The organism is Streptomyces sp. DSM 110735 (assembly GCF_016482685.1).
In the GTDB taxonomy this organism is placed as follows: domain Bacteria; phylum Actinomycetota; class Actinomycetes; order Streptomycetales; family Streptomycetaceae; genus Streptomyces.
The window spans coordinates 393058-405977 of the sequence record NZ_JACYHF010000003.1 but is presented as its reverse complement, the minus strand read 5'-3'; the positions used below and the strand labels follow the sequence as shown (position 1 = coordinate 405977).

The following is a 12920-nucleotide window of genomic DNA, read 5'->3' as shown; positions in this document are numbered from 1 at the left end:
CGTGCCCCTGCCCTCAGGTGTTCGCCCCGCGCGCCGTCACCGCCCAGCGGTCGACCACCTCGCCCTCTCGCACCACCACCAGCTCGTCCGCGAGATTGACCGGCGTGCACACATGGTTGGGCACCACAGCGATCAGCGCTCCGAGGTGTGGTCCCCGTACGCCTTCCGGCAGGTGAACGATGGCGTGGTGTTCCCACAGTCCGGTGATGGTGGCCTGAGGGAAGGCGGGGAGGTAGCCGTGGCCCGTCACCCAGGGGGAGGTGTCGGCGCCGAGGACCTTGCTGCCGAGGTCGAGGACGAAGCGGTCGGGGGCAGGGACGCTGACGACTGTCCCCGCGGCGGCCAGGGCGAGGTCGCTCACGTCGCAGGTGCCGATGGCCAGTTGCAGGGCGTCGTTGAAGACGTAGACGCCGGGGCGCAGTTCGTTGACCGGGCCCGGCTGCCACTGTCCCGCCGTGGGAGTCGAGCCGCCGCTGACCACATGGGCGCCGAGGCCGAGGTGGCGGAGCGACCCGGCGGCTTCGCTCAGGGCGCGTTCCTCGTCGCGGGCGGCGCGTTCGCGTGCCGTGGGGTCATGGGCGTAGCCGTGGCCGGGGAAGGTGAACACGCCGACGACACGCAACCCCGCGTCGTCGGCCGCCTTCCCGATCTCCCCGGCGGCGTCGGGCAGCACTCCCGTCCGATGAACGCCGCTGTCGACCTCCACCAGCACCTCGACCGTCCGGGCGCTGCCGCGCAGGGCGTCCCCCAGCCGCCGGGCACCCTCGACCGACTCGACGCCGACGCGCAGCGCGACGTCGTCCGCCAGGCGGCGCAGCCGTCGCGCCTTGTCGGCGTCGAGCCACACGGGATAGGCGACGAACAGGTCGTCCACCCCGGAACGGGCGAGCGCCTCCGCCTCGCCGATCGTGGCCACCGACAGACCGCGCGCGCCGGAGCGAAGCTGGCGCTCGGCGATCTGCGGGCACTTGTGGCTCTTGGCGTGCGGGCGCAGGGCGAAGCCGTGGGCGCGCGACGCCTCGGCCATCCGGGCGATGTTCCTGTCCAGGACGTCCAGGTCGACCACGAGCGCGGGGCTGGGCAGCCCGTCGGGCAGCGGTGTCGTCATTGCTTCGCCTCCACGGCTGATCTCTCAGCGATCGAGCACCCCGCTCACGACCCCCCGCGCTCCCGCGGAATCTTCTCCCCCGCCTCGATCGCCACCGGCAGCCGGTTCTCCGCCGGAGGCAGCGGGCAGGTGGCGAGGTCCGTGTACGCGCACGGGAGGTTGGCGGCGCGGTTGAAGTCCAGCAGGACCGTGCCGTCGGGGGCGGGCGGGTCGATGGTGAGGGCGCGGTTGGCGGCGTAGGTGGTGACGCCGGAGGTGGCGTCGGTGAACAAGGTCATGAGGCGCCCCTCGCCCGCGCCGGGGAACGCGGTCAACGAGAGCGCGTGGCCGTCGAGTTCGAACTCGATCCGGCCCGGAGCGTCGTACACGTGCTCAAGACCCTCGACCGCCGCGCCGACGGTCGTGGGGCGGGGCGTGTCGAAGGGGACGTAGCGCCCGGTGACCGCCCAGCGAGGGTCGGGGGCGTAGGCGGGGGTGCCGGTGAAGGCTGTGCGCAGGGGTGCGTCCGGGTGGCGGGGGCGGACGATGTCGTGCCCGCCGCGCTTGGCGACCTCGATGACGGCGTCGCCCCACACGGCGTCGACCCCGCCGCGTTCGGGGAGCACGCCGAAGCGGTGTTCGCCCCGGACCGGCACGCCGTCCACCAGCAGTTCTTCGCCTTCGTCCAGGTTCACCACGACGCCCTCGGCGCCGGTGTGCCAGGCGCCGGGCGCGTCGGGGAAGCGCTGGGGGCGGTCGTCCAGCCAGTGCAGACCGGTGATCGCCAGGAAGCCGTGCGGGGCGGACAGCCGCGCCTCGTGGGCGCGGTACCACTCCAGCCAGTCCTCGGTGAAGGCGCGGAGGTCCGTCGTGGTCGCTTCGGTGGTCATGCGAACTCCTTCATTGCGTCGGGCAGTACGTGGTGATGCGGGAAGGGACGGCCGCGACGACGCGACGTGGCCGGCGTGCGCGCCCTCCACGGACCGTCACGGAGCGGATCAAGGACGCGTACAAGGGCCAGGGGGGAACGTCCCCGACCGGGCGCTACCTGGCCCACGAGTTCCGCGCCGAGCCGGGACGGCACATGGTCCATGTCGAGGACCACTGCTGAATTCCGCGTGTCGTGAGCCACCGGCCACCTCCGAGTCACCGCCGTGGAGAGCCGCCCGACCCGGCGAGTCGGCAGAAGCATCAGGCGGCCAGTTCGCCGAGCAGGGTCCAGGTGCGGCGCCGGTCCTCGTCGCCCGCGATCTCCGTGCCGGAGAAGACGACCTCCGTCGCACCGGCGTCGCGGTAGCGCCGTACCTCCGCCGCGACCGCCTTCTCGTCGCCGATCACGGCCACGTCGGAGGCACGGCGGGCGCCGGAGAGCTCGAGGACGCGGGCGTAGGACGGGATCTGTTCGTAGAAGGCGAGGTACTCGGTCGCCTTCCGCCGCACCGCCTCCACGTCGTCCGTGACCACGCCGGGCACGAGGGCGACGACGCGGGGCGCGGGACGCCCGGCGGCTTCGGCGGCGGCGGTCAGGGCGGGGACGATGTGGTCCGCGAGGGCACGCGGTCCGGCCAGGTACGGCAGGATGCCGTCCGCCAGCTCGCCGCTGACCCGCAGCGCCTGCGGTCCCATCGCGGCGACCAGGATCGGTACGCCGTCCTCGGCACCCGTGACACGCGCCGGGACCGGAGTGGTGGCGGTCAGCAGCTCACCGTGGAAGTCGGCGGTGCCCGTCTGCGTCAACTGCCGCAGTGCGGTGAGGAATTCACGCAGCCGGGCGATGGGACGTTCGAAGGGCAGCCCGAAGCCGGTCTCGGTCAGCAGCTTGGTGCCCAGCGCGAGACCGAGGTGGTACCGCCCGTGCGTCGCCGCCTGGGCGGTCAGCGCCTGGCTGGACACGAGCAGTGGATGGCGGCCGAAGACGGGGATCGCGGAGGTGCCCACCTGCAACCCGGGCACCTCCCGCCCCACGATCGCCGCGAGCTGCGGCGAGTCCGCGCCGAAGGTCTGCCCGAACCACGCCGACCGCAGCCCGGCGTCCGCCGCCTCCTGGGCCAGCCGCACGGTGGCGTCCACCTGGTTCGGCGCGTCGGCCGCGTTGAGTGCTACTCCCACAGTCATGTCAGGGAAAACGGGTGTGGGCGGGACCGCATTCCGGTTCTTTTGTGACAGCTTCTTGTCATTCACATGTACGGGTCGCATGTATGTGCGAATTCCGCATGTGTGAATCCGACATGTACGAGTCACACATGTACGAGTCACACATGTGGGCACGCACCACGAGCCGAGGGCTCCGTATGGCTCAGGAAGCCTTCAGCGCCTGCTCGACGCTGTCGATCACACCCAGGGCGTCCTGGTACGAGCCGGGCAGGAAGTCGGCGGTGCCGATCAGCCGGTGGTTCTTCGCCGAGGGCAGCCGCTTGAACGTGTCCAGCGCGAACAGCTTGCCGATCTTGTTGGCGGGGGAGCCGTCGTTGTTCGTGTAGTAGACGACGTAGTCGGCGTCCTTCAGCAGATCGGCCCGCTCGTACGACACGGACTTGACCGCGCCGCCGTGGACCGACGCGCTCGCGGAGCCGAACCGGACGCCCAGCCTGCCGAGGATGTCCCCGACGGGCGAAGCCGGGCCGTAGATCCAGTAGTTGCCGGTGTCGAACCCGCCCTGGACCACGTCCCAGTCGCTGTGCGACAGCCGCGAGCCGTACTTCTCGCGCACCGCCGTCAGCCGGTTGTCGAACTTCTGCTTGAGGACGCCCAGTTGGGCGGTGCGTCCGGTGAAACGGGCCGTCTCGGCGGGGTACGCGGCCCAGTCGGCCTTCTCGTCGAAGGCGGCGAACGCCGTCGGGGCGATGGCCGACAGCCTCCGGTACGCCTTCGACAGATACGGCACGTCGACGCCGACGATCAGGTCAGGCTTGAGGGCGGCGATCTTCTCGTAGTCGATGTCGGCGCCCGTCGTCACCTTGGGGGCGGCCTTCCACCCCTTGAGGTAGCGCGGCGGGACATAGCTCGCCCCGCTGTCCTCCACACCGACGGGCTTCAGACCCAGGTCGAACAGGGACTCGGTGGTCCACGAGTGCACGGAGACGATCCGCAGCGGGCGCGTGGGCACCGTCACCTTGCCGTGCGCCGTGGCGACCACATGGGTCGCCTCCTTGGGCGAGGAGGACGGAGACGCGGACGAGCCGCACGCGGTGAGGACCGTCGCCAGCGCGACGGCGGCGACGGCCGGGCGCAGCGGACGAACGCGCCGGGACGGCGTGGCAGAGGCGGCGCGGCGGAAAGAGGGCATGGCTGATCCAGTTCTGAGGACGAGGGGAAAGCCGCAGGAGGGCAGGCAGGCAGGCGGGAGGGGCGCGGCGCAGAGGCGCCTGGCGGCAAAGGAAGGAGGAAGAAAAGGAGTTGGCGTCCGAGCGCCCGCTCAGGCGCTGCCCCGCGCCCCGACCCCCGCCCGCGCCGTGTGGACACGGGTCGCGAGACCGTCGAGCAACTCCGCGAAATTGTCCCAGCTATAGGTGTACCACGAGGTGAGTTCGGGCTTCCAGAACTGCCCCGCCCGCACGGCCGGCGTGCGCTTCCACAGCGGGTTGTCCGGCAGCGGGTCGGAGACCGCCCACACCAGCAGGTCGGCAGGGAGGGACGGGACGTTCTCCCAACTCACCGACTGGCTGTAGGTGTTGGCGGAACCGTCGGGCACCGGGACCAGACGCATCCCGAGCGCGCTCACCGTCTTCAGCACGGCCCAGGTCCTGGGGTTCATCACACCGAGGCTGCTCTTGTCGATGCCGAAGACGAAGCCGACCCGCAACTCCCGGTTGGCTGCCACCGCCTTCCGTAGCCGGGTGCTCGCCTCCTGGTAACGGTCCTTGGCGGCGGAGTCGGTGAGGTGGGCGCCGAGGGAGCGCGTCAGGCGGTCGGCGGTCCCGGCGATCTTCTCGATGGGCCGGTACGTGCTCAGCCCGACCACCGGGGCGATCTTGCTCACCGCCGGGAGCTGCGAGGTCACTTGGAGCGTGCCGTCGGCCTGTACGGCGTCGATCAGCAGGTCGGGGCGTGCCTGTGCGAGCGCCTCCAGGTGCACGCCCTTGTCGGCGGAGTAGATCTTTGTGACCCCGGACCAGTCGGGGTGGACCGCCGCGACGATGCCCTGTCCGGAGTCGGTGGCGGCGACCGGGCGCAGACCGGCAGCCCACAGCGGGGCGCCCGCGGTGTCGGTCAGGAACGCGATCCGCTTCGGCCGGTGCGGCAGCCGTACGGTGCGGCCCCGGTCGTCGGTGAACGACCACGCGCTGTCACCGGAACCCGAACGGGCGGAGGAGGAGGGCTCGTTGGAGCCGCACGCGGTCAGCCCGAGGAGGGCGGCCGTCCCCAGACCGCCGACGAGCAGCCCGCGCCGCGTCGGGCGTGCGGTGGCGTGGGCGGGAACGGGGCGGTGCAGAGGAGAGAGCGTTGCGCTGGGCATGGAGTGTCCTTCAGGGCATGGAGTGGCGGGGAGGTCTCGGCGAGGTGACCGGGGTAAGACGAAGGACGGGTAACTCCTGTGTAGGCGAGCCGTCTTCACGCTCTCCCCGCCTTCCGGCGGGCCACGAGCAGTCGGCACAGGAACAAGCCGCCCAGCACGCCGGTCACGGCGCCCACCGGCAACTCGGTGCCGGGCAGCACCCGTTGGGCGGCGAAGTCGCTCGCCGCCAGCAGCAGCGCGCCCATGAGACCGGCGGGCACGACCAGTGGCCCCGAGGAGCGGACGAGGCTGCGGCACAGATGCGGTGCGGCCAGGGCGACGAAGGTGATGGGGCCGACCGCGGCGGTCGTGGCGGCGGCGAGGGCCGTGGCGGCGATCCCGAGCACCAGCCGGGTCCGGCCCACCGGCACCCCCAGACCCCGGGCGGTGTCCTCGCCCAGCTCCAGCCAGCTCAGGGCGCGGGCCCCGAGGACGGTCACGGGTGTCAGCACGGCGAGGGCGACCGCCAGCGGTGTCACCACCGACCAGGTGACCGAGTTGAGGCTGCCGATCAGCCAGATCTGCGCGTCCTGCGCCTCGTACAGACTGGCCCGGGTCAGCAGATACGCCGTGAGCGAGGTCAGCATCGCGCTGACGCCGATGCCGACCAGCACGACGCGGTGGCCGACCGCCGCACCCCGGCCCGCCGCGAGCAGCCCGACGGCCAGCGCGGTGACGAGTCCGCCCCCGATCGCCGCCAGGGCGGTGGCGTACGGTCCGCCGTGGAACAGCACGATCTGTACGACCGCACCGCTCGCCGCGCCGCTGGTGAAGCCGACGATGTCCGGACTGCCCAGCGGATTGCGGGACATGCTCTGGAACACCGCGCCGCTCATGCCGAGCGCGCCGCCCGCCAGCAGCGCGCCCACCAGGCGCGGCAGCCGCAGGTTCATGACGATGAAGGAATCGGCGCCGGAGCCGTGGCCCAGCAGACAGGCGAGCACACCGGACAGCGGCACCTGGTAGGTGCCGGTGGTGAGACCGGCAGCGCCCACCACGACGCACGCGGCGGCGAGCAGCAGGCACACCAGGGTGGTGCGGGAGTGCCAGCGCAGCGAGATCCGGCCACCGCCGAGGCGCAGCACCCGGCCGCGCGGGACGACGAACAGCGGCATGGATCGCGGGAGTCGGGGAGTGGTCACAGTTCGGCGATCCTGCGGCGGCGGACGAGGGCGATGAACACGGGCGCTCCGGCGAACGCCGTCACGATTCCGGCCTGGATCTCGCCGGGCCGGGCGACGACCCGCCCGAGCAGGTCCGAGGCGAGCAGCAGGACCGCGCCGAGCACCATGGAGTACGGCAGCAGCCAGCGGTGGTCCGGGCCGGTGAACGCCCGCGCCAGATGCGGGACGGCCAGCCCGACGAACGCGATGGGTCCGACGGCGGCGGTGGCGGCGCCGCACAGCAGGGTCACGGCGAGCAGTCCGAGGACGCGGGTGCGGCGGACACCGGCGCCGAGCGAGCGCGCCGTGTCGTTGCCGAGGGCGAGCGCGTTGAGGGGACCGGAGAGACCGAGGGCGAGCAGGGCGCCCGCCGCGAGGAACGGCAGGACGTCGGTGAGCACCGACAGCGGCAGCCCCGCCAGCGAGCCGACGCCCCAGAACCGGAACTGGTCGAACACGTCGGGGCGCAGGAGCGTCACGACGGAGATCAGCGCGCTGAGCACGGCGCTGATCGCGGTGCCCGCGAGGGCCAGCCGTACCGGCGCCGGGCCGGTACGGCCGCGCACCGCCAGCAGATGCACCAGCGCGGCGGCGATGCCCGCCCCGGCGAAGGCGAACCAGACGGAGAACGACGGGTCCGCGCCGTGCCCGAGCGCGATCGCGACGACCACGGCGGCCGAGGCGCCCATGTTGACGCCGAGGATGCCGGGGTCGGCGAGCGGATTGCGGGTCAGCGCCTGCATCAGCACGCCCGCCAGGCCGAGCGCGGCTCCGACGGCGAGACCGAGCAGCGTCCGGGGCAGCCGCAGATCGAGGACGACGGAGGCGTCGACCGAGGTGCTCCCGTGCACCAGCGCGCGCAGCACCTCGCCCGGCGGGATCGCCTTCGCCCCGACGGCGACGCTCGCGACGGTGACCAGCCCCAGCAGCGCGCACGCGCCGAGCAGCCCGAGCAACCGGGCCGCGAGCGCGCGACCCCGCCGTCTTCCGGCGGGTGGGGAACCGTCCCTGCCCACCGGGGAAGCGTCCCCGTCATGGGTGCCGCGCACATGGGTGGTGCGCACACTGATGGTCCCCATCGTGCTCCTTGGCGACAAACCTGCCGATACAAGGAACCGGCGGGAGTTAGCTTAGCCTTGCCTAAGTGACGTTATAGGCGCACTTGTAGGCGGGACAAGCCGAGGGAACGCCGTCCCATGTCGCGCATCCGCCACCGCAGACCCGACCGGACACGCCACCAACGGGCTTGCGCCCATGTGGCCCGCCTCCATGTGGGCTGCCGCCACGTGGCGCGCACCCATGTGGCCCACGTCTACGACGCCCGCGCCCCCGCGACGTACGCGGCCGGCGTCGCGCCCGTCACCCGGCGGAACGCGGCGACGAACGCGCTCGGCGTCGCGTAGCCGACTCGGTCCGCCACCCGCGCCACCGGCGCGCCCTCCGCGAGATGCGCGAGGGCGGCCTGGAGCCGGGCGTGCACCCGCCACTGGCTGAACGTCATCCCCGTCTCGGCCAGGAACAGCCGCAGCAGGGTGCGCGGGCTGGACCCCACCGCGTGGGCCAGCTCCGCGAGTCCGCGCTGGTCGGCGGGACGGTCAAGCAGCAGCGCGGCGACCTCCCGGGCGCGCGGGTCGGCGGGCAGCGGCAGCTCGAACACGGCGCCGTCGGCCGGGCGCAGCACCGCGAGCAGGACCGCCTCCGCGTGCGCGCGCACCTCGGGCGGCAGCTCACCGGTCAGGTAGCCGATCAGATGCCGGGCCAGCGGCGGCACGGCGAGCACGGTCGGCCGCTCCCACGCCAACGGGCAGGTCACCGGGTCCAGATAGATCCCCTGGAGCACCGACTCCCGCAGCGCGGCGGTGGCGTGCCGGACCCCGCCGGGTATCCACAGCGCCAGATGCGGGGGCAGCACCCAGCAGCGGTCCCGGATGTCGACCATGACGACCCCCGTGCTGGCCCACGCCAACTGGTGCTCGCCGTGCGCGTGGTGCCGGAAGATCTGCCCCCGCGTCATCTCGAACCGTTCGAGGTCGATCGTGTTGTCCTGTGCCATGCCCGGTGTTCCTCGCCCCTGCGCCGTGCTCGCCCGTCATGTGGCGGATGCGCGACACGGCCTGGCGGACTGCTGCGTTTACGACAAAAGTAAGGCGACCCTAACGTAGCCGGGTGACCCTCTCCGCCCCGCCCGTAGGCTCCCTGACCGCCGCCGCCTCGCCCCGCGCGCTGCTTTGGCGGTCGCTGGGCGGCCGACGGCGCGATCTGGCGCTTGCCTCGCTGCTGTTCAGCACGCACCAACTGGGCGAGGCGCTGGTGCCGGTGCTCGTCGGGGCGACCGTCGGGGGAGCCGTACGGCACGGCACACCGGGATCGCTCGCCCTCCGGCTCGTCCTGCTCGCGCTGGACTTCCTGCTGCTCTCCCTGTCGTACCGCTTCGGAGCACGGGCTGCCGTACGGGTCCGCGAGCACACCGCGCACCGGGTGCGCACCGCCCTGACCGCACGCGTCCTGCGACCCGCGGGCGGGGTACGGCTGCCCCCGGGCGACCTGCTCGGCCGGGCGTCCGGCGACGCCGACCGGATGGGCGCGTTCGCGGGCACCCTTGCCACCACGGTCGCCGCGGTCGTCGTACTGGTGGGCTCCACCGCGCTGTTGCTGCGGATCTCCCTCCTGCTCGGCGCGCTGATCGTGGCCGGAACCGTCTGCCTCCTCGTCGTCCAGGACCGGCTGTCCCGGCTGCTGCGCCGCGCCGGTGCCGTCGGACAGGCCCGGCAGGGGCGGGCGACCGCGCTCGCCGAGGACCTGGTCCGGGGACTCCGAGTGCTTCGGGGCATCGGCGCCGAGCGTGCCGCCGCCGACGACTACGCCCGGGTCAGCCGCGACGCCGTACGCGCCGAGCGGCACGCCGTGTCGGTCGAGGCGGCGCTGGCCTCGGTGGGCGTCCTGCTCACCGGGCTCTACCTCACCGCCGTCGCCGCCGTCGGAGGACGGCTCGCCCTCGAAGGGCGCGTCGGGCTGGGGCAGTTGATCGCGGTGCTCGGTCTCGCGCGGTTCGTGATCGGCACGATGAGGGCGCTCTCCGCCGCACCGGCGCGCCGCGCCCGCGCCCTCGCGTCCGCAGCCCGCGTCCACGACGTCCTGGCGCTGCCCCCTGCCGTACCGGAGAGCCACGCCCCTCACCCCGAAGTCGCCGCGCACGGCATCGAGTTCGACGCGGTGGCCCTGCCGGGCGGATACGCGGCGGACTGGTCGATACCCCCGGGCTGCATGACCGGGCTGGCGTGCGAGGACCCGGCTGTCGCCGACGCCGTCGCGTACCTGCTCGCGCGCGAGCGCGACCCCGCGCACGGCCGCGTCCTGCTCGGAGGCACCGACCTGACCGCCCTGCCCCTGGACCGGCTCCGCGCCACCGTCCTCGTCTGCCACCACGAACCGGTCCTGCTCCCCGGCACCGTCGCGGACAACCTCGGCGCGCTCACCGGGGACGCGACCGCCGTCGCCGAAGCCGCCCGGGCCGCGTACGCCGACCAGGTCGTGGACGCCGTACCGCACGGCGCGGACACACCGGTCGGGGACCGCGGCGAGACCCTCTCCGGCGGCCAGCGGCAACGCGTCGCGCTCGCCCGCGCCCTCGCCGCCCGACCGCCGGTCCTCGTCCTGCACGACCCGACCACCGCCGTGGACGCGGTGACCGAGGACGCCGTCGCGGAGCGCGTACGGCGACTGCGGGACGGGCACATCACCCTGGTCGTCACGAGCAGCCCCGCCTGGCTCGCCCGCTGCGACCAGGTGATCCACGTCCCCGCCAACGACCGCGCGGCGGTGGCCCGATGACCGCCCCCGCTCCCGCGACCCTGCCCGTCGCCACCGCCCGGCAGACCCGGGTCCGGCTGCGTGCCGCGCTGCGTGGCCGGTGGCCCGCGCTCTGGGCGGCTCTCGCCGCGCTCGTGCTCGACAGCGCCCTGACGCTGGCGGCTCCGGCGGCGATCGGGCGGATCACCCAGACCGTCGCCGACCACCGGGGCACCGGCGCGCTGACGGGTCCCGTTCTCCTCCTGGCCGCCGTCCCCGTCGCCGGGGCGCTGACCGGGTGGGCCGCGACCGTGCTCCTGGCGCGCGTCGTCCTGGCGGTGACCGCCCGGTTGCGCGAGGAGGCGGTCGCCTCGGCGCTGACCCTGCCCGTGGACCTCGTCGAAGCGGGCGGCACCGGCGACCTGGTCTCCCGGGTCTCCGGCGACACCGAACGCGTCTCGGACGCCGCCTCCGGCGCCCTGGGCGACTTCTGCGCGGCGGCGCTCACCATCGCCTCGGCGCTCGTCGGACTCGCCGCGCTGGACTGGCGGTTCGCCGCCGCGGGGCTGGTCGCGGTACCCGTCCAGGCGTACACGCTGCGCTGGTACCTGCGCACGTCCCGCCCGCTGTACGCCGCCGGGCGCGCCGCCGACGGCAGGCGCGCCTCCGCCCTCCTCGGCGCCTTCACCGCGCTGCCCACCCTGCGGGCACTGCGCCTCGGACCGGGCAGGCTCGCCCGCGTCGAGGCGGCTTCGGCGGAGGCGATGACGTACGAGTTCCGGGCGACGCGAGCGGCGACGCGCTTCTACGGCCGCCTCAACATCGCGGAGTTGGCGGGTCTGAGCGCGATCCTCGTCGTGGCTTACGTACTGGTGCGCTCGGGAGCCGCCGGTATCGGCGGCGCCACCACGGCCGCCCTGTTCTTCGTGGGGCTGTTCGACCCCGTGAACACCCTGCTCGGCACCTTCGACAGCGTGCAGCAGGCGGCGGCCGGGCTCGCCCGTATCGTCGGCGTCACCCTGAGCGCCCCGGCACCGGACCGCCGGGAGACTCCGCCCGAGGAGCGCCCGGGCGCGGGACTCGCCGTCCACGACGTACGGCACCGTTACGGCGACGGCCCCGAGGTCCTGCACGGGATCTCGCTCGACGTCCTCCCCGGACAGCACGTGGCCGTCGTCGGCGCGACCGGCTCCGGCAAGTCGACCCTGGCCACGCTGATCGCGGGGGTACGTCCGCCGTCCACGGGCAGCGTCACGCTCGACGGCACCCCCGCCGGCGGTGCCGCTCGCCGCCGGATCGCGCTGGTGACCCAGGAACACCACCTCTTCCTCGGCACCGTGGCCGACAACCTCCGACTCGCCCGCCGCGACGCCTCGGACGAGGACATCGAGACCGCGCTCATCGCTGTCGGCGCCGAGGAGTGGGTCCACGCGCTTCCGGCGGGCGCGGACACGGCGGTCGGCGCGGGGGGCTACACGACCCTGACGGCATATCAGGTTCAGCAACTCGCGCTGGCACGCGTCCTGTTGCTCGATCCCGCCGTCGTCGTCCTGGACGAGGCGACAGCCGAGGCGGGCAGTGACACGGCCCGGACCCTCGACCGTGCCGCCTCCGCCGTCATCGAGAGCCGCACCGCGATCGTGGTCGCCCACCGCCTCTCCCAGGCCGCCGCTTCCGACGTGGTGCTGGTGCTGGAGAACGGCCAAGTGGCCGAACGGGGTCACCCCGACGAACTCCGGTCGACCGGTGGCGTGTACGCGGGTCTGTGGAACTCGTGGGTGCGCGGACGGGGTTGATGCCGTGTTCGCGAGCCGGGGGTGCGCCGCCCGGCAGGGCGACGCACCCCCGGTCGTGGCCTTCCGGGCGCCCGAGCCGTGCGGGTGTACGGCTCGGAGGGACGCGCGCCGGAAGGGTGGGGTGGCCGGGGGAGTGCGGGGAGGCTGCCTCGGCCGTCTCGGGGGCGGTGGTCAGCCGCTGTGTTCGGCCGCCGTGCAGGTCGCGCACAGCAGGCGGCGCGCCGCCTGGCGTCTGGTCGCGGTGCCCATGCCGGCTGCCCGGTGGAGGACCTGGGGGTGCGGGTGTGCGTGCCGGTCGCAGATGCCCGCGCCGCACGAGCGGCAGACCGCGACCGCGGCGGCGGTGACGTCCAGGTCCCGGCAGTCGAAGCAGTTCATCGCCGCGCTCCGTTCCGGCAAGTGCAAGTCACCGACGGGTGGACGGAGTTGAGCGGGGACGCGAGAGCGCGTTCCGTGACGAGGACCGGCGACGTGTTCACCCGGCGTACCTCCCGAGGGCATGGCTTTCCTGACGGAGTCAGGAACCATCAGCCCGGGGTGGGCGGTTCGGACCACAGGGGTCCAGGCGGGCTCCATCGCCGAAGTCGAGT

Annotated in this window: 11 protein-coding genes and 1 riboswitch; of the genes, 2 read left to right on the top strand and 9 right to left on the bottom strand. The window is 73.5% G+C overall.

The genetic code is table 11. The features are described 5' to 3' along the window. Positions 1-13: 13 nt before the first annotated feature. From IF655_RS07275 to IF655_RS07240, 8 genes are all read right to left on the bottom strand, one after another. Positions 14-1108 carry an alanine racemase gene (locus IF655_RS07275; RefSeq protein WP_199583113.1) on the bottom strand — a complete coding sequence of 365 codons (1095 nt, stop codon included), beginning with the start codon at positions 1106-1108 and terminating at the stop codon, positions 14-16. A 44-nt stretch (positions 1109-1152) separates the two neighbouring features. Next, complete coding sequence (locus IF655_RS07270; protein WP_199583111.1) at positions 1153-1977, bottom strand: DUF1684 domain-containing protein; 825 nt, start codon at positions 1975-1977, stop codon at positions 1153-1155. A gap of 301 nt (positions 1978-2278) precedes the next feature. Further along, on the bottom strand, positions 2279-3202 hold the full coding sequence (locus tag IF655_RS07265; RefSeq protein ID WP_199583109.1) for an LLM class F420-dependent oxidoreductase: 924 nt from the start codon (positions 3200-3202) through the stop codon (positions 2279-2281). A gap of 181 nt (positions 3203-3383) precedes the next feature. After that, positions 3384-4373, bottom strand: coding sequence for an ABC transporter substrate-binding protein (locus IF655_RS07260; protein WP_199583107.1), 990 nt, complete (start codon positions 4371-4373; stop codon positions 3384-3386). A 129-nt stretch (positions 4374-4502) separates the two neighbouring features. Continuing rightward, positions 4503-5543, bottom strand: coding sequence for an ABC transporter substrate-binding protein (locus IF655_RS07255; protein ID WP_199583105.1), 1041 nt, complete (start codon positions 5541-5543; stop codon positions 4503-4505). A gap of 95 nt (positions 5544-5638) precedes the next feature. Next, positions 5639-6697: an iron chelate uptake ABC transporter family permease subunit gene (locus IF655_RS07250; protein WP_199583344.1), complete on the bottom strand. Its 1059-nt coding sequence runs from the start codon at positions 6695-6697 to the stop codon at positions 5639-5641. A gap of 23 nt (positions 6698-6720) precedes the next feature. Further along, the gene (locus IF655_RS07245) at positions 6721-7824 is read right to left on the bottom strand and encodes an iron ABC transporter permease (RefSeq protein ID WP_199583103.1); all 1104 of its coding nucleotides are present in this window, start codon (positions 7822-7824) and stop codon (positions 6721-6723) included. A gap of 233 nt (positions 7825-8057) precedes the next feature. Further along, a complete protein-coding gene (locus tag IF655_RS07240) occupies positions 8058-8798 on the bottom strand; it encodes an AraC family transcriptional regulator (RefSeq protein WP_199583101.1) in 741 nt (246 codons plus the stop codon). A 113-nt stretch (positions 8799-8911) separates the two neighbouring features. On the opposite strand from IF655_RS07240, the gene IF655_RS07235 reads away from it, so the two are divergent. After that, positions 8912-10576: an ABC transporter ATP-binding protein gene (locus IF655_RS07235; RefSeq protein WP_199583099.1), complete on the top strand. Its 1665-nt coding sequence runs from the start codon at positions 8912-8914 to the stop codon at positions 10574-10576. Continuing rightward, the gene (locus IF655_RS07230; protein WP_199583098.1) at positions 10573-12330 is read left to right on the top strand and encodes an ABC transporter ATP-binding protein; all 1758 of its coding nucleotides are present in this window, start codon (positions 10573-10575) and stop codon (positions 12328-12330) included. Before IF655_RS07235 ends, IF655_RS07230 begins: the two co-directional genes overlap by 4 nt. 171 nt (positions 12331-12501) lie before the next feature. On the opposite strand, the gene IF655_RS07225 is transcribed toward IF655_RS07230, so the two are convergent. Further along, entirely contained in the window at positions 12502-12708 is a 207-nt protein-coding gene (locus IF655_RS07225) for a DUF2180 family protein (protein ID WP_199583096.1), read from the bottom strand. A gap of 133 nt (positions 12709-12841) precedes the next feature. After that, positions 12842-12919: riboswitch (Fluoride riboswitch) on the bottom strand. Position 12920: the final 1 nt, after the last annotated feature.